This is a genomic window from Microbacterium sp. PRC9 (assembly GCF_031844125.1).
GTDB lineage: Bacteria > Actinomycetota > Actinomycetes > Actinomycetales > Microbacteriaceae > Microbacterium.
This window is the reverse complement of sequence record NZ_JAUZUR010000004.1, coordinates 265052-287556: the sequence shown is the minus strand read 5'-3', so window position 1 is coordinate 287556 and position 22505 is coordinate 265052. Positions and strand designations below refer to the sequence as shown.

Genomic DNA, 22505 nt, shown 5'->3' with positions numbered 1-22505 from the left:
TCGACGCCCTCCGTCGATCAGTCCGCCGTGGTCGCCCACCACATCGCAGTGTCGCCGTAGCGCTTCGAGCGCGTGGCGACGAGGCCTTCGGGCAGGCTCGGCTCAGGGGAGCGCGTGGCGCGCTCGATCACGACGTCCGCACCGGCGGCGAGGACCGGCACGAGCAGCGCCAGGGTCGACGACAGCTCCGTCTCGCCGAGGTCGTAGGGCGGATCGAGGAAGACCAGGTCGAAGGGGCCGCGCGCCGAGCGCAGGAAGGCGTCGGCCGATGCGCGGTGCACGCGGATCGTGCTGCCGGACCCGACGGCCTTCGTCACCCGGCCCGCGTTGCGCTGGACGATGGTCGCGGCGCGGGGGGACTTCTCGACGAGGTCGGCGGAGACCGCACCGCGACTCACCGCTTCGAGGCCGAGTGCACCCGAGCCGGCGTACAGGTCGAGCACGGCGGCGCCGTGGAGCGCGTCCGCGGACTCCAGTGCGCCGAAGAGGGACTCGCGCACGCGGTCGCTCGTGGGCCGGGTGCCGGCGTCCGGCACGTCGAGCATGAGCGAGCCCGCACGGCCGGCGATGATGCGCGTCACCCTCCCACGATATCGGCCCGCCTCCGTGCGGCCCTGTCGCGGCCGCCCCTCTGCCACATTCGTGCTCGCGGGGTGCGCGAGCGGCGGCGGGGGTCGCACCCGGAGGGGGCTGGCTCTACCTCTCCACGGTGAACCGGAACGGGCGCGCGTTCCTCTCCGAGATCGTGGAGTCCATCTTCGGCTGGCGCACGGGACGTCGCCGGTCGCTCCTAGACTCGTGGCGTGGCCTCCTTCACCCTCGACTCGAGCCTCGGCGGCGCGATCGGCGGAAAGACGGCGGCGGCCCTCGAGCGTGCGTTCGGCATGACGACGGTCGGCGATCTGCTCGTCCACTACCCCCGCCGCTACGCCCGCCATGGCGAGCTGACGCCGATCTCGACGCTGCCGCTCGGCGAGCCGGTGACGATCGTCGCCGAGGTGCGCCGTGTGAGCGAACGGCGCATGAAGAACCGGAACGGTTCGCTGCTCGAGGTCGTGATCAGCGACGGCAACGGCGAGATGTCGCTGACCTTCTTCAACCAGTCGTGGCGGGTGCGCGACCTGCAGCCCGGCCGGCAGGGGATCTTCGCGGGCAAGGTGGGCATCTACAAGGGCGCACAGCAGCTCGCGCACCCCGACTACGAGCTGTTCGAAGATGCCGACACGGCGCGGCTCAAGGTGCAGGCGAACGCCAACCTTCCCATCCCGATCTACCCGGCGACGAGCACGGTCGCGAGCTGGCAGCTGCAGAAGATCGTCGAACTCGTCCTCGACGGACTCGGCGAGGTGCCCGAGCCGCTCACCGACGAGCTGCGCGCACGGCACGGCCTCATCGACGCCCGGTCCGCCATCGAGCACATCCACCGTCCGACCGACTTCGAGCAGATCGACCCGGCGCGGGCCACACTGCGCATGCAGGAGGCGTTCGTCCTCCAGGTAGCGCTCCTGCAGCAGCGGCAGTTCGTCCGCGCACTGTCGGCGACCAAGCGTGCTGCGGGAACGCTGCTCGAGCGATTCGACGAGGCACTGCCGTTCCCGCGGACGCCCGACCAGATCACCGTCGGCGACGATGTCGCGCGTGACCTGCAGGGGGATTGGCCCATGAACCGCCTGGTCCAGGGCGAGGTCGGCTCCGGCAAGACGCTCGTCGCCCTGCGCGCCATGCTCCAGGTCGCGCAGTCGGGTGGTCAGTCGGCCCTCATCGCGCCGACCGAGGTCCTGGCGGCGCAGCACGTGCGGTCGATCGCACGGATGCTGGGGCCGAAGCTCGCCCCCGAGCTCATGCCCACGCTCCTCACGGGGCAGCTCCCGGCGGCGGAGCGCCGAAAGGCGGCGCTGCGCGCCGCGTCCGGACAGGCGCTCATCGTCGTCGGGACGCACGCGCTCCTGAGCGAGAGCACGACCTTCGCCGACCTCGGTCTCGTCGTCGTCGACGAGCAGCACCGCTTCGGTGTGGAGCAGCGCGAGTCGCTGCGCGCCAAGGGATCCTCGCCGCACGCGCTCGTGCTGACCGCCACCCCCATCCCGCGCACGGTGGCGATGACGGTGTTCGGCGATCTCGATGTGTCGACGATTCGCACCATGCCCGCGGGCCGCGCGGGCATCGAGACCTTCGTCGCTCCGCTCGCGGAGCGTCCAGGCTGGTTCGCGCGAGTGTGGGAGCGCGTCGCCGAAGAGGTCGCACAGGGGCGTCAGGCGTTCGTCGTGTGCGCCGCCATCGACGCCGAGAAGCTCACCAAGGACGACACCGCCGACGAGCCCGCCGGCGACACGGGGGGCGAGTCGACCCGGACCCGCTGGGGCGTCGTCCAGGTCGCGGACGTGCTGTCGCGGCATCCGTCGTTCTCGAATATCCGCGTCGAGGTCCTCCACGGCAAGATGCCGTCGGACGAGAAGGACGCGGTCATGCAGGCCTTCGCCCGGGGCGACATCGATGTGCTCGTGGCGACGACCGTGGTCGAGGTCGGCGTCGACGTGCCGAACGCCTCGACGATGGCGATCCTCGAGGCCGACCGGTTCGGTGTCTCGCAGCTGCACCAGCTGCGCGGACGCGTGGGACGCGGCGGGGTCCCGGGGCTCTGCCTGCTGGTGACCGAGGCTCCGCTCGGCACCCCCGCCCGCGAGCGTGTGGAAGCCGTCGCCTCGACCCTCGACGGCTTCGCCCTCGCGGAGATCGACCTCGAGCTGAGGGGTGAGGGCGACGTGCTCGGCGATGCGCAGTCCGGGGCGCGCTCGTCGCTGCGACTGCTGCGGGTCGTGAAGGACGCCGACATCATCTCCGAGGCACGTGTGGCGGCCGAGCGGCTTCTCGCCGAGGACCCCGCGCTCCTGCGGCATCCCGGGCTCGCCGCTGCTCTCGAGCGCAACGTCGGCATGGCGGAGCGAGCGGCCCTCGCCAAGAACTGACGCGTCCGAGGGCCTCCGGACGGCCCACTAGGCTGGACCGCATGAGCAGCCGGATCGCCGTCGTCCCGGGATCGTTCGATCCGCCGACCCTCGGTCATCTCGACGTGATCCGCCGCGCCGCCTCGCTGTACGACCAGCTTCACGTGCTGGTCGTGCACAACCCCGGCAAGGAGGCGATGCTCCCCATCGCGCAGCGCCAGTCGCTGCTCGAGCAGTCGATCTCCGAGGCCGAGATCGAGGGCGACGTGATCGTCGCCTCGTGGAGCATGGGCCTGCTGGTGGACTACGCGACGGATGTCGGAGCCGGCGTCCTCGTCAAGGGCATCCGATCGCAGGTCGACGTGGCCTACGAGACGCCGATGGCGATCGTGAACCGTCACCTCGCGCACGTCGAGACGGTGTTCCTGCTGCCCGATCCTGCGCACGCGCTCGTCTCGAGCTCGCTGGTGCGGCAGGTCGCGTCGCTCGGGGGCGATGTGTCGCCGTTCGTCCCGCCCGCCGTCGCGCGTTTCCTCGACACCGGCGCGCGCGGCATCTGACCAGAAACCGCGGCTAGGCTGGAGCCGTGGTCAGAAAGCATGTGACGGGTCCATTCGTCCTCCCGGTCCGCGACATCGCCCACCGATCCGGAGAGATGCGCGAGCACACCCTCGAGGTCCCCGCTCCCGAGAAGTGGGGCGAAGGGCTCGTCGCCGTCCCCGAGGGCGAACCGGTCGTCCTGGACGTGCGCCTCGAGTCGGTGCACGAGGGCATTCTCGTGTCCGGCGAGATCGACACCGAGTACACCGGCATCTGCAGTCGATGCCTCATCGACATCGCCGAAGGGCTCAAAGTCGAGTTTCAGGAGCTTTTCACGTATCCTGGGGAGGAAGAAACTGACTTCGAGGTTCAAGACGACCACGTGGATCTTGAAACTCTGGTCAGGGAAGCGGTCGTCCTGTCGCTTCCGTTTCAGCCGGTGTGCCAGCCGGATTGCCCCGGACTCGATCCGATGACGGGCGAGCGACTGGCTGAGAATGCCGGAACGCCGCAGAGCGAGCCCCTCGATCCACGATGGGCCGCGCTCCAGGACTTCACCACGAGCCACGACGACGATGCACCGCGCCCCCGCGGTTGACAGCGGCGTCGAGAACACAGAAGAGAGCTAGCCATGGCAGGTAACCCCCCGAAGCGGAAGGTCTCCCGCTCCAACACTCGCTCGCGTCGCGCGCAGTGGAAGGCCGAGGCCCCCACGCTCGTCAAGACCGTCGAGAACGGCAAGACCGTCTACAGCCGTCCGCACCAGGCGAAGGTCGTCACCGACTCGCAGGGCACCGAGCTGTTCCTCGAGTACAAGGGCCGCAAGGTCGCCGACGTTTGATCGTCGCGCACGGTCTGACGTGACAGACGTCGCAGCGGAGCGCAAAACGCTCTCAGACCTCACACAGAAGCTCGGAGTCGATATCGACCCCGAGCTTCTGTCGCTGGCGCTGACGCATCGTTCCTGGGCGTATGAGAACGGACAGGCTCCCCACAACGAGCGTCTCGAGTTCCTCGGCGACTCCGTGCTCGGCCTGGCCGTCACGGTGCGCCTCTTCACGGGTCATCCCGAGCTCGAAGAGGGCGCACTCGCGAAGCGGCGCGCCAGCGTCGTCTCGACGGTCGCCCTGGCCGAGATCGCCCGCGGCATCGGCCTGGGCGCGCACCTCAAGCTGGGCCGCGGCGAGATCCTCACCGGCGGACGCGACAAGGACTCGATCCTCGCCGACACCATGGAGGCGATCTTCGGGGCGACCTACCTGTCGACCGGATCCGACGCCGCGACCGGACTCGTGCTGCGGCTCGTGGAACCGCTGCTCGCCGATCCCGAGCGCTACGGCGCGGCGATGGATCCGAAGACGGCGCTGCAGGAGCTCGCCGCGCACGCCGGCCTGCTGCCTCCCGCGTACGAGGTCACCTCGACGGGACCCGACCACGACCGACGCTTCACCGCGATCGTGACGGTGGGCGAGCTCTCGGCGGAAGGCGCCGGTACGAGCAAGAAGCACGCGGAAATGGCCGCCGCGCTCACGGCGTGGCGCGCACTCAGCGGGCGTGCCTGAGCTTCCCGAGGTCGAGGTCGTCCGTGCCGGCCTCGCCCCAGCCGTGACCGGCGCGCTCGTGGTGGGCGTCACCGTGCTCGACGAACGCGCGCTGACGCGACACGCCGGCGGCGGCTCCGACTTCGAGGCGCGCCTGACAGGGCGCATCGTCACCGCCGCCGCCCGCCGCGGCAAATTCCTATGGCTTCCGCTGGAGGCCGACGCGGCGGGAGCTTCCTCCGAGGAGGCGGTGATCGGCCACCTCGGCATGAGCGGACAGCTGCTCCTGCGTGCGCCGGGCGCGGCGCCTGAACGGCATGAGCGCGTGCGCATCGACCTCGCACATCCGGTGCACGGTGAGCTCTCGGTCGTGTTCGCCGACCAGCGCACGTTCGGCTCGCTCGCAATCGACGACCTGATCGCCACGCCCGACGGGGCGCCCGGGGGTCACGGGTCGGACGAGGCATCCGTCCCCGCGCAGGTGGCGCACATCGCGCGCGATCCCCTCGACCAGGCGTTCTCGGATGCCGGGTTCCGGCGTGCTCTCGCGCGCAAGGACTCGGCGATCAAGCGCGTGCTGCTCGACCAGACTGTCGTCAGCGGAGTCGGCAACATCTACGCCGACGAGTCGCTGTGGGCCGCGCGCATCCACCCCGAGACGCCCGCCCGCGCGTTGCCGACACGCGCCGTGAACCGCCTCCTCGGCGAGGTTCGCCACGTGCTCGACAAGGCGCTGGCCGAAGGCGGCACGAGCTTCGATGCGCAATACGTCAATGTCAACGGCCAGGCCGGCTACTTCGCTCACTCGCTCAACGCGTACGGCCGCACCGGTGAGCCGTGCCCCCGATGCGGCCGTCCGATCGTGCGCGTGTCGTTCACGAATCGTTCGAGTCACTTCTGCGCGCATTGCCAGCGAGTGCCGCGCTCGGGTGTGGACGGACCGAGCGCGGCACACGTCTGAGTGATCTGCGGTGCGGGCCGCAGATCAGAGCTCGAGCACCTTCTTCCACGCCCCGGCGTACGACGCCGGCACGAAGCCGATGGTCTCGTTGATGTCGAGCATGTGGCGGTTCTCCTCGGCGTTGAATGTCGAGACCCGCGGCGACTGGGGCACGAGGTCGCGCCAGCGCAGCAGGTTCGCGCACTTGACGATCGTTCCCAGTCGGTGGCCCCGGTGCTCCTTCACGACGAGCGTGCCGTACTGCTGGGTCGCACCGGAACGGTCCTCGCCGATCACGAGCTCGTTGTACGCGGCGACCCGGCCCGTCGGCACGTGGAGCACGGCCGCGACCGAGACGGTGAGCCCCTGTGCCTTCAGGCGCGCGTCGCGGCGCTCGACCCGCGCGGCGTCCCAGTGCTGCTCGTCGATGACGAGGCCGCCGGCCGGCACGTCGGTCGACATGCGTGACAGCGCGTAGGCGAACCCGTCGACGTACTCCGGCGGTGTCGGCGACGTCCACTGGATCGGGCGGTACTCCTCACCGGCGACCGCGACCGCGTCCGCGAGCATGCGCTGCACGAGAGCGAAGTCGCCGGTCAGATCGAAGACGCTGTTTCGCTCCACCTGCTCGAGCGTGAAGCCGCTCGCCAGCTGGAACTTCGTCTGCGCGTCGTCGGCAGGGACGGCACCCCACCCTGTGGAGGGCTGAAGGCGCGGGCCCGCGGCATCCGGTCGATGAAGTGTCCAGGTCTGGATCGTTGCGAGTCCGCGCTCGCGTGCCTCCCGCTCGACCTCGGCGAGCAGCAGCTCCTCGAGACCGTTACCCCGGTGCGGCGGATCCACCATGAGGTCGAATTCGACCGTGCTCGCGGCCTCCTCGTTCGAGATCATGAGCGTCACGGCCCCGAGCACCTGGTCTGCGCGCACCGCGGCGAATCCGAGCTGCGTCCAGTCGGTCTGGTCCTGCCAGAACCCGAGCATCTCGTCGGGCTCCTCGTGCAGGTAGTCGTGTCCGGCGTCTTCGAGGCAGACCGCGTTCGCGATCCGCACCATCTCCAGGAACACGCGGGCGTCGGAGGCGTCCGCCGTCTCGGGGACGACGATCCGCTGAACGGTCACGACGGCGGTTTCGGCCAGGTCAGTCATCGAGCACCTTCTTCCATGCACCCTCGTACGCGATCGGCACGAAGCCGATCGCCTCGTTGATATCCAGCATGGGCCGGTTCTCCTCTGCGTTGTAGGTGATGACGCGCGCCGAGTCCGGCGCGATCTCGCGCCAGGACAGGAGCCCCGCGCACTTCACGAGCGTTCCGAGCTTGTGCCCGCGGTGCTCCTTGAGCACCAGGGTGTCCTCCTGGTGCGTCGCCTCGGTGTGGTCCTTGCCGATCACCAGCTCGTTGAACGCGCACAGCTCACCGGTCTCGATGTGCTGTGCCGCCGTGACGAGGATCGTGCGCCCGGACGAGGTGTATCGCCCGTCGTGCTCGGCGATGCGCGCGGCGTCCCACGCCTCCTCGTCGAATTCGAGTGCCGCCGCCGGCGCATCCGTCGACATGCGGGACTTCATCCAGGCGTAGCCGGCCACGTACTCGTCCGGGGTCGGCGCGGACCACTGGACGAGGCGGTAGGCCGGCGATGCAGCCTCCGCCTCGGCGAGGAGTCGCTCGACACCGGCGAACGAGCCCGTCAGGTCGAAGGCGCTGTTGCGCTCGACCTGTTCGAGCTTGTATCCGTGCCGGAGATAGAACCGGGCGACGTGGTCCTCGGGGATCTCGCCGAAACCCGTGGGCGGTGCGAGCTGCGGTCCCCGCGCGGCCGGGTGCTCGGCCCACGACTGCAGCACGGTGCGACCGTGTTCGCGTGCCGTGCGCTCGACGAGCTCGTAGGCGGCGGAGCCGATGCCCCGGCCCCACGTCTCGCGGAGCAGCTCGATGAGCCAGAACGCGGCGGTGGAGCCGTCCTCGTGCGGGACGTCGAGGCCGATGCGACCGACGATCGCGCCGTCGTCGACGATCACCCAGCCGAGCCGGGTCTGGTATTCGGAAGGCTGGTAGTGCGGGAGCAGCTCGTCCGCGGTGATCCCGTGGTCGTCATGCCCCGAGATCTCGCGGTAGATGAGGTTGCGCACGCGCACCATCTCGACGAAGTCGGCGGCGTCCGGTGCGTCGATGGAGGCGGGTACGACGAGGGGGCGGAACTCGAGCCCCGTGATGGTGGTCATGTCAGTGCGTCCTTGCGGTGTCGATACGTGTGGTCGAGGGGTGGAGTCCGCCGCCCGCGTGCGGGCGGCGGACCCGGTGGCCGTCACGGCCGGGGTGCGAGGCTGGCCTCGCGGAGGTAGGCGCGTTCGCGCTCTGCAGTGGCCTCCTGGTGCCGGTACGTCTGAGCGTGCCGGCGGCGGTCGTCCGCGAGCCGCGGGGTGCGGGTGCTCCACGGCAGCAGCCGCAGACCCAGGTGGAGGGCGAGGCGGTCCAGGAGCGAGGTGCGGGTGTCGCGGCTCGGAAGCCGCAGCGTATCGGGAAGCCCCGAGGGGCGCTGCGGCGCAAGGAGAGTATTCATCAGTGTTCTTTCCGGTTGTGGAAGGGATGCCTCGGCAGGCGCCGGAGGCGGGGGATGCCGTGCCGCAGCACGACGGGACATGGACGCAGGGGGAGAGCGCTCAGCACCGCGAAGCGGGTGCGGCGCAGCAGACGGTCGTCGCCCGAAAACGGGCAGACTCGTCCCCTGCGGGGATCAGATGGCGGCGGGGAAGCGGCCGCTCAGCACAGCGCCGAAGGAGACGGTCCCCGACGCGACGGCACGAATCGCTCCGCCATCGCGGGCGGCGATTCCGGTGGGAGTCATCAGCATCATCGGGGGACCTCCTTTCTCGACTTCAGACGCAGACAGTGACGATAGCGGGTGCGGGATACCGGCGTCAAGCTTTCTCGCAGATTCGGTGATCTCATGGCGTGTCGCGGCATCCGGTGGCGCTCGGCCGGTCATCCCGGCGGGAGAGCCGCGCTCCGGTAGCGTAGGCGGGTAAACGACCGGGGTGGAAGGCGTATCCATGCACCTGAAGAGCGTGACGCTCAAAGGGTTCAAGTCGTTCGCCCAGCCGACGACTTTCGCCCTCGAACCCGGCGTGACCTGCATCGTCGGTCCCAACGGCTCCGGCAAGTCCAACGTCGTCGACGCGCTCGCGTGGGTGATGGGGGAGCAGGGCGCGAAGACCCTCCGCGGCGGGAAGATGGAGGACGTCATCTTCGCCGGCACCGCAACGCGCGGGCCGCTGGGTCGCGCCGAGGTGCAGCTCACCATCGACAACAGCGACGGCGCCCTTCCGATCGAGTACTCCGAGGTCACGATCAGCCGCACGCTGTTCCGCAACGGCTCCAGCGACTACGCGATCAACGGCGAGTCCTGCCGCCTGCTCGATGTGCAGGAGCTGCTGAGCGACTCCGGCCTGGGCCGGGAGATGCATGTGATCGTCGGACAGGGCCGCCTCGACAGCGTTCTTCAGGCGACGCCCGAAGATCGCCGGGGCTTCATCGAGGAGGCGGCCGGCATCCTCAAGCACCGCCGTCGCAAGGAGAAGACCCTGCGAAAGCTCGATGCGATGGAGGCGAATCTCACCAGACTCAGCGACCTCGCGGGCGAGCTGCGCCGGCAGCTGAAGCCGCTCGGCCGTCAGGCTGAGATCGCCCGCGAAGCGGCCACGATCGCCGCGGTCGTGCGTGACGCGAAGGCGCGCCTCTTCGCCGACGAGATCGTGGGACTCCGCGTCGAGCTCGCCTCGCATGCGCACAGCGAGCACGAGCGGCATGCCGAGCGCATGGTGCTGCAGGAACGGCTCGACAACGCGCGCGTGCGCATCGAGCAGCTCGAGGGTGATCAGCGATCCGAGAGCGTGGACCGTGCGCGCCGCGTGGCGTTCGGGCTCGAGCGGGTACAGGAGCGCCTGCGCGGGCTGTATGCCCTCGCGGGCCAGCGTCTCGCACTCCTCGGCGACGCTGAGGACGAGGACCGCATCGAGCTCACGACGGTCTCGCAGGCGATGATCGACGAGGCGCGTGCCGAGATCGACGACGTGGCCGACGGACTCGGTGCCGCGCAGGATGCCGCCGCCGAGGCTGCGCGCGGCGTGATGCGCGCGCGTGCCGAGCTGGACGCGCTCGACGTCGACATCGCCGCCCAGAGTGCGCTGGTCTCGGAGCACGACATGCGCATCACCGCGCTGCGCGGCACGGCGGAGGCCGCGGCATCCGCTCTCGCTGCGGTGCGCGCGGCCGTCGAACGCCAGCAGAAGGCGCTGGATGCCGCGCTCGCGCGGCGCGCGGAGGCCGAGGCGATCCTCGCCGGCGTCGACCCCGACCTCGTCCCTGAGGAGTCCTCGGCCGATCACGCCGCGGCGTACGACAGGGCACAGCGCGACGCCTCGGAGTCCGAGGTCGCCGTCTCCTCGCTCCGTGAGCGCCTTCATGCCGCGGAACGCGAGCGCGAGGCCCTCACCGCGCAGACGGCGGCGCTGAGCCGAGCCCTCGATGTGAAGAACGGCGCCTCATCGCTGATCGCCGAGGGGCGCGAGGGCGTACGCGGACTGGTCGGCGACGCCGTGCAGGTCAAGCCGGGGTTCGAGGCCGCGATCGCGGCGGTGCTGGGGCCGATCGCCGAAGGTGTGCTGGTCGAGGACCGCGACAGCGCGTTCGCCGTGGCGGACGCCGCACGGGCTGCCGAAGCGGGCGTCGTCGATATCGTGATCGCCACCGCGGGCATGATGCGTCCGCAGTTCCCGAGTGTGCGCGGGGTGGTGCCGGCCCGAGAGGTCGTGACCGCTCCTGAGGGCGTGCTCGGCCTGCTGTCGTACGTCGTGGTCGCCGACGATCTCGAGACCGCCCGCGACGCCGCGCCCGAGCTGGCCGATGCCGAGCTGGGCGGCCCGATCACCCTCGTCACCCGCCGCGGCGAGGTGTACACCGAGTACTCGCTGCGCGCGGGCGCGGGCGCCTCGCGATCGCGACTGGAGCTCGCGGCGGAACGGGATGCTGCCGCCGACCGCCGCGACGAGATCGCCGTCGTGGCGGACTCGCTGCGTGCCGCGCTGACCGACGCGACGAACGAGCTCGAGTCGGCGCGACTGCGTACCAAGACCACGCTCGCGACCCTCCGCGATCACGACGCCGCCCTCGCCGCCCACGCCGAGCAGGTCAACCGGGCGACGGTGCGCCATGAGGCCGCCGTCGCCGAGTGCGAGCGACTCGCCGCAGGACTCGCCCAGGCGGCCGCCGCGGTCGAGGAAGCCGAGGGGTCGGCGCGGTCCGCAGACGACCAGCTCACCGCGGCGCTCGAAGCCCCACGTCCGATCCTCGACGCCTCCGCGCGCGAGGGCATGCTCGCGGCGCTCGAAGAGGCTCGCGACGGCGAGATGCGGTCTCGTCTCGACGTCGAGACGCTTCGGGAACGCATCCGGGCGGGCGAAGCGCGCGTCGTCGCGCTCGAACGCCAGCGTGAGCGGGAGCGCGATGCGGCGGCCGAGGCAGCGCGTCGCGCTGTGGTTCGTCGCGCGCAGCGCGAGATCGCCGCCGGTGTCGCAGGCCAGCTGCCCGCCGTGATCGACTCGGTCGACCGTTCCCTCGCGCAGGCCCGCGCCGAGCTCGCCGCCGCGGAGTCCGAGCGTACGGCGGTGACTTCGGAGCTCGCCGCGCTGCGCACACAGGAGAGTGGGGTGCGGGAACGGCTCGCCGGCCTGACGGAGAGTGTTCACAGCCTTGAGCTGCAGATCCACGAGAAGCGTCTCCACGTCACCGGCCTTCTCGAGCGGGTGCAGTCGGAGCTCGGACTGGGCGAGGATATTCTTGTTTCGGAATATGGTCCGGATCAGCCTGTTCCCGTCGATCCGGTCGCCCGATCGACTCGAGAAGAGGACGCTCCTGAGGGCGCAGCATCCATTCCTTACGATCGCCCGCAGCAGCGCCGACGCCTGCAGGAGGCCGAGCGCAAGCTGGCGCAGCTCGGCCGGGTGAACCCGCTCGCGCTCGAGGAGTTCGAAGCGCTCGAGCAGCGTCACAAGTTCATGACGGAGCAGCTCGCCGATCTCACCCAGACGCGCAAGGACCTGCTCACGATCATCGAAGAACTCGACGAGCGCATGCAGACGATCTTCCTCGCGGCGTTCGAAGACACGAAGGCGGCGTTCGGAGAGGTGTTCCCGATCCTCTTCCCCGGTGGCACGGGCTCGATCGCGCTCACGGATCCGGACTCGCCCCTCACCACGGGGATCGAGGTGGCCGTGCGGCCTGTCGGCAAGAAGATCGAGCGGCTCTCGCTGCTGTCGGGCGGCGAGCGGTCGCTTGCGGCGGTGGCGCTCTTGACCGCGATCTTCAAGGCCCGCCCGAGCCCGTTCTACATCCTCGACGAGGTCGAGGCCGCCCTCGACGACGCGAATCTCGGACGCCTCCTCGGGGTCTTCGAGCAGCTTCGCGCCTCGAGCCAGCTGATCGTCATCACGCATCAGAAGCGCACGATGGAGATCGCCGACGCGCTCTACGGCGTCTCGATGCGCCAGGACGGCGTCTCGGCCGTGGTCGGCCAGCGCATCGCCGAGCGCGTCGCCTCCTGATCGGACCCTAGGCTTAGAGGCATGGCAGAGAGCTCCTGGTCGCTCGGACGCGCGCTGCGCGGAATGTTCGTCAAGCCGACCATCGACGAGACGACGTGGGACGACCTCGAGACCGCACTGCTCACCGCGGACTTCGGACCCGACATCACCGAGCGCATCGTGGACGAACTGCGCGAGAAGGTGGAGCGCTACCGCACCACCGACCCGAGGGACCTGCAGCGGATGCTGAAGGAGACGCTCGAGGAGCACTTCTCGAAGTTCGACACGACGCTGCGTCTGACCGAACGCCCGGCCGTCGTGCTGGTCGTCGGGGTCAACGGCGTCGGCAAGACGACGACGATCGGCAAGTTCGCGAAGTTCCTCCAGCGCTACGGCCGCTCGGTGGTCGTGGGGGCGGCCGACACGTTCCGTGCGGCGGCCGTGGACCAGCTCGCGACGTGGGCGGAGCGCGGCGGCGCGACGATCGTCCGGCCGCAGCAGGAGGGCCAGGATCCGGCATCCGTCGCCTTCCAGACGATCGAGTACGCGAAGAGCACCGGTACCGAGATCGTGCTCGTCGACACCGCGGGACGCCTCCACACCAAGGGCGGGCTCATGGACGAGCTCAGCAAGATCCGGCGCGTCATCGAGAAGCAGGCGCCCATCAGCGAGGTGCTCCTCGTGCTCGATGCGACGACCGGACAGAACGGTGTGATGCAGGCGCAGGCGTTCCTCGAGCACGCCGGAGTCACCGGCCTCGTCCTCACGAAGCTCGACGGTTCCGCGAAGGGCGGCTTCGTGCTCGCCGTGCAGGAGCGCACCGGGATCCCGGTCAAGCTGCTGGGCCAGGGCGAGGGCATCGGAGACCTCACCGGCTTCACTCCGCACGTGTTCGCGGCATCCCTCGTCGACTGAATAGCCGCGCGGATCCGACCGAATCCGCGCCATGCCGTGTTCGGGCTATCGCGGACGCGCTCGTTGCGGTTTCATGGGGTCATGGCGATCGAGCACGACTACTTCGGACTCCTCGAATCGGGGCCTGACGGATCGATCTTCTGGTCGGAGAACGTCGAACTGGGAGACCAGTCCGTCACGGTGGATCTGACGGCTCCCGACCAGGACGACGTCTCGGAGGCAGCCCTCGACGTCGCCGCCGCGCTCATCTCTGCGATCGAGGACATCGACCGCAGCGCCCGCAACGCGATGGTCAACGAGCTGAGCGACCGCACCAGCGAGGTGACCGAGTACATCCTGCAGCAGCAGGAGGCGCTCGGGGACGCCCTCGAGGACGCACTCGTCGACATCTCGGGCGACGTGCACATCGACGTGATCCGCTCGCTGCAGCTGATGAGCATGACGATCCTCGCCGACGAGCACGGCGGCTCCGACCCGTTCGCCGTTCTCGAGTACGCGCTCGACCCCGACGCCACCGACGATGTCCTGCTCGTCAACCTCGACTCCGACGGCGGCGTGCTGTCGGTGACGAGCGCCGACTAGCGTCCGCTCGCCCTCAGACCGCCTGGGCGAACCCGCGGTCGACGTGCACGTCCTCCGCGATGTGTGCGAGGTGGGACGGGATCTCGCGGCCCTTGGAGATCATCGACTGCGCCCAGAGGCGCCCCGCGCGGTACGACGAGCGCACGAGCGGTCCGGCGAGGACGCCGAGGAATCCGATGCGCTCGGCCTCCTCTTTGAACTCGACGAACTCCTGCGGCTTGACCCAGCGGGACACCGGCAGGTGACGCGGCGACGGCCGCAGGTACTGCGTGATCGTGATGATGTCGGTGCCCGCCGCGTGCAGGTCCTCGAGAGCCTGCACGACCTCCGCCGGTTCCTCGCCCATGCCGAGGATCAGGTTCGACTTCGTGATGAGGCCGGCATCCCGGGCCTGGGTGAGGACGTCGAGGGAGCGCTCGTACCGGAACGCCGGGCGGATGCGCTTGAAGATGCGGGGCACTGTCTCGACATTGTGCGCGAAGACCTCGGGGCGGCTGTCGAACACCTCGCCGAGCAGCGCCGGGTCGCCGTTGAAATCGGTCGCGAGGATCTCGACGCCCGTGTTCGGGTTCGCCGCGTGGATCGCGCGCACCGTCTCGGCGTGCAGCCACGCGCCGCCATCGGGCAGGTCGTCGCGGGCGACGCCGGTGACCGTGGCGTAGCGCAGGTTCATGCGCACGACGCTCTCGGCGACGCGGCGGGGCTCGTCGGTGTCGTAGTCGGCGGGCTTGCCGGTGTCGATCTGGCAGAAGTCGCACCGGCGGGTGCACTGCGAGCCGCCGATGAGGAAGGTCGCCTCCCGGTCCTCCCAGCACTCGTAGATGTTCGGGCAGCCGGCCTCCTGGCAGACGGTGTGCAGCTCCTCGGTCTTCACGAGCGAATGCAGCGCCTGGTATTCCGGCCCCATCTTCGCCCGCGTCTTTATCCACTCCGGCTTGCGCTCGATCGGCGTCTGCGCGTTGCGGACCTCGAGTCGCAGCAGCTTCCGTCCGTCGGGAGCGGAGGAGGGGGCGGAAGCCGCACCCGGCGTGCCGCAGGCGCTCATGCCGGCACCCCCGCGAAGTCGTCGGCGAAGACCCGTGACACGGTGTCGATCACGTCGCTCGGGGAGATGTCGGCGCCGACGATCTCGCTGACGGTCGTGACCCCGGCATCCGTGATCCCGCAGGGGATGATTCCGCGGAAGCCTGCCAGGGAGTTGTCGCAGTTCAGCGCGAAGCCGTGCATCGTGACGCCGCGCTGTACGCGCACGCCGATGGCCGCGACCTTGTCCTCGCCGAGCGGGCGGCGCACCCACACGCCGCTGCGCCCCTCGACACGGTAGCCGTCCACGTCGAACTCGTGCAGGGCGTCGATGAGCAGCTGCTCGAGTCGGCGCACATGCGCGACCACGTCCACCGGCTCGGCGAGGCGGACGATCGGGTAGCCGACCAGCTGACCGGGCCCGTGCCACGTGATCTTGCCGCCGCGGTCGACGTCGACGACCGGCGTGCCGTCGGTCGGCCGCTCGTGGCGCGCTGTGCGCGCCCCCGCGGTGTAGACCGGCTCGTGCTCGAGCAGCAGGAGGGTGTCGGGCCGGGTCCCCGCGACGATGTCGGCGTGGAGGCTGCGCTGCAGCGCCCACCCGTCGAGGTACGGCACGTAGTCGGGGGAGAGGCCGACAGTCTGGATGTCGAGCATCGTGCTCCTTCGCTCTTCGCTCGTGGCGATTGATGGATCGCGTCCAACAATACATCGGCGACGAACGATGCTGTCGTTCCCGGGCACCGCCGGGCACGCGCGCCTACGGCGGCAATAGGGTGGGCTTCATGTCCACCGAGCCGCGCGCGGGACGCCCGAAGGCGTCGTCGCGCGAGACCATCGCCGAGGCCGCGTGCGAGCTCTTCCTCGAGCAGGGGTACGAGCAGACGTCGATCGTCGACATCGCCCGTCGTGCCGGGGTCAGCCGATCCAGCTTCTTCAACTACTTCTCCTCGAAGTCCGACGTTCTCTGGGCGGGTCTCGACGAAAGGCTCACCGTCTTCGAGCGGCGCCTCGAAGAAGTGGATGGGACGGATGCCTCCGCCGCCGTTCGCGCCGCGACGCTGGGCCTCGCCGAGTCCTTCGCGCCCGACAGCCTCGCCCTCGGGATCGTGAACGCCACTGCGATGGGCCTGGAGGCGGAATACGAGCGTGATGCCGCGCTGCGGCGAGCGCGTGTGGCGCGAGCGGTCTCCGCTCGTGTTCTGGCGGGCGGCGCGGACCGCGTCCGCGCCGAGGTCGCCGGAGCGGCCTGGGGCGGTGCGGTCCTCGCCGCCGTCGAAGCGTGGGCGCACGACGGCGCCGGACGCACCTCGCTCGCCCGCTTCCTCTCCCTCGCGGCCGACGTCGCGGCGCCGGTCTCGTCCGCGGCTCCGGTCGGCGACGTCGCGCAGCTTCGTGTGGTGGTGCAGGCGGCAGCCTTCGAGCAGACCCTGGCGTTCTATCGCGACGTGGTCGGGATGCCTCAGGCCGAGGCATACGAGGCGGAGGGCGGCGCGCGGGTCGCCATCCTCGCGGCTGGTCGCGCAACGCTTGAGATCGCCAATCCCGCCCAGGTCGACTTCATCGACCGTGTCGAGACCGACGGTGATGCTCCGAGCGATCGGATCCGTCTGGCCCTGGAGGTCGCAGACACGGCGAGCACTGCGGCACGGCTGTCCGACGCGGGCGCCGAGATCGAGGCCTCCGCACGCGAGACGCCCTGGCGCTCGGTCAACGCGCGCCTGCGCGGCCCGGCCGGCCTGCAGCTCACGCTCTTCCAGGAGCTCGGGCCCGCGGAGTGACCTTCCCCGAGCGCGAACGCCTTGCGCCGGGTCCTCTGGCAGCCGGCTCGGAGACGGGGCACGATGGTGCCCAGCGCACATCGTCGTGGGAGGTCACCGTGGAATCGGCATCCGAACTCTCCATGCACTGCTCCGTCGCCCTCATCGGCGCGACGGGTTCGGGCAAGACGATGCTGGCGGAGGCGCTGCTGCACCGCTCGGGAGCGATCTCGCGGCGGGGGGCGATCGAGCAGGGTACGACCGTGTGCGATCACGAACCCGAGGAGGTCGCGCGTCATACGACGCTCGGGCTGACACCGGCGTGGCTGTCGTGGCGTGTCGGCGACGCAGACTGCGGCATCACGCTCCTGGACACACCCGGGCACCCGGACTTCGCGGGCGCCGTGGACGCCGCGCTCGCGGTCGCCGATGCGGCGGTGCTCGTCGTGAGCGCCATCGACGGCGTGACGGCCGGCGCCCGGGCGTCGTGGTCCGCAGCGGAGACCGCCGGCGTCGCCCGGGTCGTCGTCGTGACCCAGGAGGACCGTGCGCGGGCGTCTTTCCGCGGAGTCCTCGATCAGCTCCGTGAGGAGTTCGGTGACCGCATCTGGGCGTTGGAGCTGCCTGTCGGGGAGGCGCAGTCCTTCCAGGGCATCGCGGACGTCCTCTCCGAGCAGGCTGTGCTCTACGACGCGGACGGCGGACCGCACGAAGAACCGGTGCCCGCCGACCTCGCTGAGGAGGAGCACCGCCTTCATCAGGCGATCACCGAGGAGATCGTGTCGCGGGATGACGACCAGCTCGAGGCGTACCTCGATGGACGCGAGCCGGCGGCTGCAGAACTCGGGCGCACGCTCGCCCGCACCGTCGCCGCCGGAGACGGCGTGCCCGTCGTCGTGTGTTCTGCCATGAGCGGGACAGGCGTCGACCGCGTGCTCGATCTCCTGGGCGAGCTCGCCCCCGCCGTCGCGCACCGCGACAGCAGCATCGTGCTCGGCGTGGACGAGGACGGCGGGGGAGGCAGCGCGCACAGCGTCGCGCCCGAGCCTTCAGGCGAAAAGCTGGTCCACGTGTTCCGCACCGTGGCAGACCCGTTCGTGGGGCAGATCGCGATGCTCAAAGTCCTCTCGGGAGTCCTGCGACCCGGTGATCGCCTGCGCAACGCCACGACAGGCGTGGACGAGCGGATGCCCGCGCTGTTCCGGCTTCGTGGAGCGGACCATCTGCCGGTCGACGCGCTGCAGGCCGGCGAGATCGGGGCCGTCGCCAAGCTCGCCGGCACGCCCTCGGGCTCGCTGCTCTGGAGCCGGCCGCAGACGAACGCCCGTCCTGCGCGGCTGCCCCACCGGCCGCCGGTGTTCGCGATGAGCCTGCAGCCGGTGTCGCAGTCGGACGACACGAAGCTCACGACGGCGCTCGGCCGCCTTCTCGCCGAGGACCCGACGCTCGTCGTGGATCGCGTCGGGCCGGACACGATCCTGCGCGGACTCGGCGACACGCATGTGGCGGTCGCCGTCGCGCGGCTCGCGCGCGTGCTCGGGGTGCATGTGACGACCGGCCCGGCGCCGGTCGCCTACCGGGAGACGATCGCGCACGGCGCGGCGGCCGAGGGCAAGCTCAAGAAGCAGTCGGGCGGGCACGGGCAGTTCGCCGTCGTCATGCTGCGGGTCTCGCCGCTCGCTCCCGGGGGAGGTTTCGAGTTCGTCGACTCCGTCGTCGGCGGTGCCGTGCCCCGCTCGTACATCCCGGCCGTAGAGAAGGGCGCCCGCGACGCCCTCGCCGCCGGAGGCACGCTCGGGCATCCGGTCGTCGACGTTCGCGTCGAGCTCTACGACGGCAAGTCGCACTCGGTCGACTCGTCGGAGATGGCCTTCCGCACCGCCGCGGCCATCGGGGTGAAAGCGGCTCTCGCGCAAGCGGGGGCCGTGCTGCTCGAACCCGTCTCGACGGTGGTCGTCGTCGTGCCGGCTGCCGGACAGGGACATGTGTTGACGGACCTGTCGGGACGACGGGGTCGCGTGGTCCAGTCGGAGACCGACGCAGACGGCCGCACCCGCGTCGTCGCGACCGTCCCGGACGCGGAGCTCGCGCGGTACGTGCTCGACCTGCGCGCGCTCACCGGTGGTCAGGCGGAACTGACGCTCACCCCTTCCGGCTATGAGAGGGCACCGGAGGGTGCCCGCACGTGAAGGGGGCGTGAAAGGCACGGCGAGACCGCACGGCGAAGCACGTGGCGCGCTCCCGTAGAATCGGGGGATCATGGCGACTTTCGGCACCCTTTCCGACCGGCTCACCGAGACCTTCCGCAACCTCCGCACCAAGGGCAAGCTCACGCCCGCGGACGTCGACGGCACGGTCCGCGAGATCCGGCGCGCCCTGCTCGACGCCGACGTGGCCCTGCCCGTCGTCAAGGAGTTCACCGCCAAGGTGCGCGAGCGTGCGCTCGGCGACGAGGTCAACCGGGCGCTGAACCCGGCCCAGCAGGTCGTGCAGATCGTCAACGAGGAGCTCGTCGCCATCCTCGGCGGCGAGCAGCGCCGCCTGCAGTTCGCCAAGAACCCGCCGACCGTCATCATGCTCGCGGGCCTCCAGGGCTCCGGAAAGACGACCTTCGCGGGCAAGCTGGCGAAGATGCTCGAGAAGGACGGCCACACGCCGCTCCTCATCGCCGCCGACCTCCAGCGGCCCAACGCCGTCAACCAGCTGCAGGTGGTCGCCCAGCGCGCCGGCGCCGCGATCTACGCGCCCGAGCCGGGCAACGGGGTGGGAGACCCGGTCAAGGTCGCCAAGGACGGCGTCGAGGTCGCCCGTCGACAGCAGCACGACGTCGTCATCATCGACACCGCCGGCCGTCTCGGTGTCGACGCCGAGCTGATGAAGCAGGCCGCGGACATCCGCAAGGCCACCGATCCCGACGAGGTCCTCTTCGTCATCGACGCGATGATCGGTCAGGACGCCGTCAACACGGCGAAGGCGTTCCAGGACGGCGTCGACTTCACCGGAGTCGTGCTCTCGAAGCTCGACGGCGACGCACGCGGCGGTGCCGCGCTGTCGGTGGCCTCGGTGACCGGCCGCCCGATCATCTTCGCGTCGACGGGTGAGGGTCTCGACGACCTCGAGGCGTTCCACCCCGACCGCATGGCGTCGCGCATCCTCGACCTCGGTGACATCCTCACCCTCATCGAGCAGGCGCAGCAGGCGTTCGATGAAGAAGAGGCGCTCAAGGTCGCCGAGAAGCTCGCGACCGAGACCTTCACCCTCGAGGACTTCCTCGCGCAGATGCAGCAGATGCGCAAAATGGGCTCGATGAAGAAGATGCTCGGGATGCTCCCGGGCATGGGCTCGATGAAGGATCAGCTCGACAACTTCGACGAGCGCGAGATCGATCGCACCGAGGCGATCATCCGCTCGATGACCCCCGCCGAGCGTCGCAACACGAAGCTTCTCAACGGCTCGCGCCGCCTGCGCATCGCCCGCGGTTCGGGCATGACCGTGACCGACGTGAACCAGCTCGTGCAGCGGTTCGACCAGGCCGCGAAGATGATGAAGACCGTCGCCCGCGGCGGTGTGCCGAACATCCCCGGCATGGGCCCGATCCCCGGCGCCGGGCGTCCGGGTGCGTCGTCGAAGCGCGGCAAGCAGCAGAAGGCGAAGGGCTCGCGGTCGGGCAATCCGGCCAAGCGCGCCGCCGAGAACGCCGGCATCGCGGCTCAGGCCGCGGAGGGGCCGACCGGTTCCGGCTTCGGGCTCGGCGGCGGCGGCGCGAAGGGCGCGCCGACCGAAGCCGACCTCGCCGAGCTGCAGAAGATGCTCGGCCGCGGCTGACAGGGAGGAATCGGATGCTGCAGGCCGCAGCATCCGCAGGCCCACACGACCGCGCAGGATCAGTGACCGAGCGCGGCGAGATGCTCGCGCAGGGTGGGGCCTGAGCGGAACTCGCCCACGAGGTGACGGACGACCTCACGGAGGTCGCCGTCCGCAGCGTCGGCGATCGCGAGCTGACGCGAGTAGCTCGCGCCGTCACTGAGGATCGTCCGGATCCCTTCGAGCTCACGCGCGCACTTGAGCTCGACGGCGATGTCGCCCACCTCCTCCAGGGTCTCGCGGAGGTGGTCCACGACCGGGCGTTGCGTGCCCAGGTGGTCCACGATCACGCGGGCATCGAGGCCGTAGCGGGCGGCACGCCACTTGTTCTCGCGGATGAACCAGGGCTGGATCGTCTCGAGTGGCAGACCTTCGTCGAGTCGGCGCGAGAACAGCTCGACCAGCACCTGGACGAGCGCGGCGATCGCGGCGAGCTCCGGCAGCGTCGACATCCCGTCGCACGCACGGACTTCGATCGTGCCCCAGCGAGGCGCGGGGCGGATGTCCCACCGCACCTCCGAGGCGTCCTCCATCACGCCCGTCCTCACCATGTCGTCGAGGTAGCCCTCGAACTCGTTCCAGTCGTGCAGCGGCCAGGGGAGTCCCGCGGTCGGCAGCTGCTGGAAGACGAGGGCGCGGTTGGACGCGTAGCCGGTGCGGTCGCCCGCCCAGAACGGGCTCGACGCCGACAGCGCCTGGAGGTGGGGGAGATAGACGGCGAGGGCGTTGATGATCGGGAACACCTTGTGGACGTCGTCGACGCCGACGTGCACGTGGATGCCCCAGATCATCATGTTGCGACCCCACCACTGGGTGCGCTCGATGAGCTTGTGGTACCTGGTCTTGTCGGTGACGCTCTGGTCGTACCACTGCGCGAACGGGTGGCTGCCGGCGCACAGCAGATCGATGCCGTGGGGGTCGGTGTAGGTACGCACCTCGGCGATCGCGTCGGCGATGTCGTCGACGGCGGCGGCGACCGTGTCGCCGATCCCGCTGGTCAGCTCGACGGTGTTGGTCAGCAGTTCCCCGGTGACCGTGTAGCGCTCGAGTGTCGAGCGCTCCTCGAGGGCGGCGAGCAGCCCGGGCGCGCCGGGGATGAGGTCTCCGGTGGCGGCATCGGCGAGCATCAGTTCCCACTCGAGACCGACGGACGATCGGGCGGATGTCGCGAAGGGCACCGTCATGGGCACAGTCTGACATGAGGACTCGCCGGAACCGTTTGGTTCACGGCACAGGAAGACATCTGGCAGAATAGAGGGCTGGATCACCCGCTCGACCCTCTATCCAGCGCGGAGATCCTCCCTTCAGAGCTTCCGCCGGGTGTGCACCCCACGCTCCAGGCGACCGGTTCAATCACTTTCCACACATTCAGGAGAATCGTGGCTGTCAAGATTCGTCTCAAGCGCCTCGGCAAGATCCGTGCGCCCTACTACCGCATCGTGGTGGCCGACTCGCGCACCAAGCGCGACGGTCGCGTCATCGAGGAGATCGGCAAGTACCACCCCACCGAGGAGCCCTCGTTCATCGAGGTCGACTCGGAGCGCGCGCAGTACTGGCTGTCCGTCGGCGCCCAGCCGACCGAGCAGGTGCTCGCCATCCTCAAGCTGACCGGCGACTGGGGTCAGTTCAAGGGCGACAAGAACGCGGTCTCGACCGTGAAGACCCGCGAGGACAAGGCCGCTTTCGAGGTCGACGCCTCGAAGAAGTCGGTCGTGAAGCCGAAGGCGGAGAAGAAGGCTGAGGAGCCCACCGAGGCTCCCGCCGACGAGGCGACCGACGCGGCCGATGAGGCCGCCGCCGAGTCCGCCGAGTAATCCG

At 70.1% G+C, this 22505-nt stretch carries 20 protein-coding genes; 13 read left to right on the top strand and 7 right to left on the bottom strand.

All coding sequences use genetic code 11. The features are described 5' to 3' along the window. Positions 1–17 precede the first annotated feature (17 nt). Positions 18–581 carry a 16S rRNA (guanine(966)-N(2))-methyltransferase RsmD gene (gene rsmD, locus Q9R33_RS10635; RefSeq protein ID WP_311293708.1) on the bottom strand — a complete coding sequence of 188 codons (564 nt, stop codon included), beginning with the start codon at positions 579–581 and terminating at the stop codon, positions 18–20. Positions 582–803: 222 nt separating this feature from the next. On the opposite strand from rsmD, the gene Q9R33_RS10630 reads away from it, so the two are divergent. From Q9R33_RS10630 to mutM, 6 genes are all read left to right on the top strand, one after another. Then, a complete protein-coding gene (locus tag Q9R33_RS10630) occupies positions 804–2966 on the top strand; it encodes an ATP-dependent DNA helicase RecG (protein WP_311293707.1) in 2163 nt (720 codons plus the stop codon). Between the two features lie 41 nt (positions 2967–3007). Beyond that, the gene (coaD, locus tag Q9R33_RS10625; RefSeq protein WP_311293706.1) at positions 3008–3505 is read left to right on the top strand and encodes a pantetheine-phosphate adenylyltransferase; all 498 of its coding nucleotides are present in this window, start codon (positions 3008–3010) and stop codon (positions 3503–3505) included. 95 nt (positions 3506–3600) lie between these two features. Then, the gene (locus Q9R33_RS10620) at positions 3601–4083 is read left to right on the top strand and encodes a DUF177 domain-containing protein (RefSeq protein WP_310247050.1); all 483 of its coding nucleotides are present in this window, start codon (positions 3601–3603) and stop codon (positions 4081–4083) included. Between the two features lie 33 nt (positions 4084–4116). After that, complete coding sequence (rpmF, locus tag Q9R33_RS10615; protein ID WP_045297913.1) at positions 4117–4326, top strand: 50S ribosomal protein L32; 210 nt, start codon at positions 4117–4119, stop codon at positions 4324–4326. Between the two features lie 19 nt (positions 4327–4345). Beyond that, positions 4346–5047, top strand: a complete 702-nt coding sequence (gene rnc, locus Q9R33_RS10610) for a ribonuclease III (RefSeq protein WP_056367574.1) — start codon at positions 4346–4348, stop codon at positions 5045–5047. Next, a complete protein-coding gene (gene mutM / locus Q9R33_RS10605; protein WP_311293705.1) occupies positions 5040–5987 on the top strand; it encodes a bifunctional DNA-formamidopyrimidine glycosylase/DNA-(apurinic or apyrimidinic site) lyase in 948 nt (315 codons plus the stop codon). The genes rnc and mutM overlap by 8 nt, the downstream gene beginning before the upstream one ends. A 24-nt stretch (positions 5988–6011) precedes the next feature. Here mutM and Q9R33_RS10600 read toward each other — a convergent pair whose 3' ends face one another. The 3 genes from Q9R33_RS10600 to Q9R33_RS10590 all read right to left on the bottom strand — a co-directional run bounded on the left by Q9R33_RS10600 (position 6012) and on the right by Q9R33_RS10590 (position 8525). Continuing rightward, positions 6012–7112 (bottom strand): GNAT family N-acetyltransferase, encoded by a 1101-nt coding sequence (locus Q9R33_RS10600; protein WP_311293704.1) that lies wholly within the window; start codon positions 7110–7112, stop codon positions 6012–6014. Continuing rightward, positions 7105–8187, bottom strand: a complete 1083-nt coding sequence (locus tag Q9R33_RS10595) for a GNAT family N-acetyltransferase (RefSeq protein WP_311293703.1) — start codon at positions 8185–8187, stop codon at positions 7105–7107. Before Q9R33_RS10595 ends, Q9R33_RS10600 begins: the two co-directional genes overlap by 8 nt. A gap of 83 nt (positions 8188–8270) precedes the next feature. Beyond that, entirely contained in the window at positions 8271–8525 is a 255-nt protein-coding gene (locus tag Q9R33_RS10590) for a hypothetical protein (RefSeq protein WP_311293702.1), read from the bottom strand. A 490-nt stretch (positions 8526–9015) separates the two neighbouring features. On the opposite strand from Q9R33_RS10590, the gene smc reads away from it, so the two are divergent. From smc to Q9R33_RS10575, 3 genes are all read left to right on the top strand, one after another. Further along, positions 9016–12564, top strand: a complete 3549-nt coding sequence (smc, locus tag Q9R33_RS10585; RefSeq protein ID WP_311293701.1) for a chromosome segregation protein SMC — start codon at positions 9016–9018, stop codon at positions 12562–12564. Between the two features lie 21 nt (positions 12565–12585). Continuing rightward, complete coding sequence (gene ftsY / locus Q9R33_RS10580; RefSeq protein WP_311293700.1) at positions 12586–13458, top strand: signal recognition particle-docking protein FtsY; 873 nt, start codon at positions 12586–12588, stop codon at positions 13456–13458. An 81-nt stretch (positions 13459–13539) separates the two neighbouring features. Further along, positions 13540–14040 (top strand): DUF2004 domain-containing protein, encoded by a 501-nt coding sequence (locus Q9R33_RS10575; protein WP_056367562.1) that lies wholly within the window; start codon positions 13540–13542, stop codon positions 14038–14040. A 13-nt stretch (positions 14041–14053) separates the two neighbouring features. Here Q9R33_RS10575 and lipA read toward each other — a convergent pair whose 3' ends face one another. Together lipA and lipB are read right to left on the bottom strand one after the other, a co-directional pair. Continuing rightward, on the bottom strand, positions 14054–15085 hold the full coding sequence (gene lipA, locus Q9R33_RS10570) for a lipoyl synthase (protein ID WP_311293699.1): 1032 nt from the start codon (positions 15083–15085) through the stop codon (positions 14054–14056). Then, the gene (gene lipB / locus Q9R33_RS10565; protein ID WP_056367557.1) at positions 15082–15720 is read right to left on the bottom strand and encodes a lipoyl(octanoyl) transferase LipB; all 639 of its coding nucleotides are present in this window, start codon (positions 15718–15720) and stop codon (positions 15082–15084) included. Before lipB ends, lipA begins: the two co-directional genes overlap by 4 nt. Positions 15721–15848: 128 nt before the next feature. On the opposite strand from lipB, the gene Q9R33_RS10560 reads away from it, so the two are divergent. The 3 genes from Q9R33_RS10560 to ffh all read left to right on the top strand — a co-directional run bounded on the left by Q9R33_RS10560 (position 15849) and on the right by ffh (position 20648). Further along, a complete protein-coding gene (locus Q9R33_RS10560) occupies positions 15849–16844 on the top strand; it encodes a TetR family transcriptional regulator (protein ID WP_311293698.1) in 996 nt (331 codons plus the stop codon). Positions 16845–16942: 98 nt separating this feature from the next. After that, on the top strand, positions 16943–19012 hold the full coding sequence (locus Q9R33_RS10555; protein WP_311293697.1) for an elongation factor G: 2070 nt from the start codon (positions 16943–16945) through the stop codon (positions 19010–19012). Between the two features lie 70 nt (positions 19013–19082). Beyond that, positions 19083–20648 carry a signal recognition particle protein gene (gene ffh / locus Q9R33_RS10550; protein WP_311293696.1) on the top strand — a complete coding sequence of 522 codons (1566 nt, stop codon included), beginning with the start codon at positions 19083–19085 and terminating at the stop codon, positions 20646–20648. Between the two features lie 59 nt (positions 20649–20707). Here ffh and Q9R33_RS10545 read toward each other — a convergent pair whose 3' ends face one another. Continuing rightward, positions 20708–21871 (bottom strand): glutamate--cysteine ligase, encoded by a 1164-nt coding sequence (locus tag Q9R33_RS10545; protein ID WP_311293695.1) that lies wholly within the window; start codon positions 21869–21871, stop codon positions 20708–20710. Between the two features lie 195 nt (positions 21872–22066). Here Q9R33_RS10545 and rpsP point away from each other — a divergent pair, with 195 nt between their 5' ends. Next, positions 22067–22501 (top strand): 30S ribosomal protein S16, encoded by a 435-nt coding sequence (rpsP, locus tag Q9R33_RS10540; RefSeq protein WP_056367551.1) that lies wholly within the window; start codon positions 22067–22069, stop codon positions 22499–22501. Positions 22502–22505: the final 4 nt, after the last annotated feature.

Bases quoted from the DNA above. Each gene is read 5' to 3' on its own strand.
- lipA (WP_311293699.1), bottom strand. From the start codon at position 15,085: ATGAGCGCCTGCGGCACGCCGGGTGCGGCTTCCGCCCCCTCCTCCGCT.
- Q9R33_RS10545 (WP_311293695.1), bottom strand. From the start codon at position 21,871: ATGACGGTGCCCTTCGCGACATCCGCCCGATCGTCCGTCGGTCTCGAG.
- Q9R33_RS10560 (WP_311293698.1), top strand. From the start codon at position 15,849: ATGTCCACCGAGCCGCGCGCGGGACGCCCGAAGGCGTCGTCGCGCGAG.
- smc (WP_311293701.1), top strand. From the start codon at position 9,016: ATGCACCTGAAGAGCGTGACGCTCAAAGGGTTCAAGTCGTTCGCCCAG.
- ftsY (WP_311293700.1), top strand. From the start codon at position 12,586: ATGGCAGAGAGCTCCTGGTCGCTCGGACGCGCGCTGCGCGGAATGTTC.
- Q9R33_RS10575 (WP_056367562.1), top strand. From the start codon at position 13,540: ATGGCGATCGAGCACGACTACTTCGGACTCCTCGAATCGGGGCCTGAC.
- coaD (WP_311293706.1), top strand. From the start codon at position 3,008: ATGAGCAGCCGGATCGCCGTCGTCCCGGGATCGTTCGATCCGCCGACC.
- Q9R33_RS10595 (WP_311293703.1), bottom strand. From the start codon at position 8,187: ATGACCACCATCACGGGGCTCGAGTTCCGCCCCCTCGTCGTACCCGCC.
- Q9R33_RS10590 (WP_311293702.1), bottom strand. From the start codon at position 8,525: ATGAATACTCTCCTTGCGCCGCAGCGCCCCTCGGGGCTTCCCGATACG.
- rpmF (WP_045297913.1), top strand. From the start codon at position 4,117: ATGGCAGGTAACCCCCCGAAGCGGAAGGTCTCCCGCTCCAACACTCGC.
- Q9R33_RS10620 (WP_310247050.1), top strand. From the start codon at position 3,601: ATGCGCGAGCACACCCTCGAGGTCCCCGCTCCCGAGAAGTGGGGCGAA.
- ffh (WP_311293696.1), top strand. From the start codon at position 19,083: ATGGCGACTTTCGGCACCCTTTCCGACCGGCTCACCGAGACCTTCCGC.
- Q9R33_RS10600 (WP_311293704.1), bottom strand. From the start codon at position 7,112: ATGACTGACCTGGCCGAAACCGCCGTCGTGACCGTTCAGCGGATCGTC.
- lipB (WP_056367557.1), bottom strand. From the start codon at position 15,720: ATGCTCGACATCCAGACTGTCGGCCTCTCCCCCGACTACGTGCCGTAC.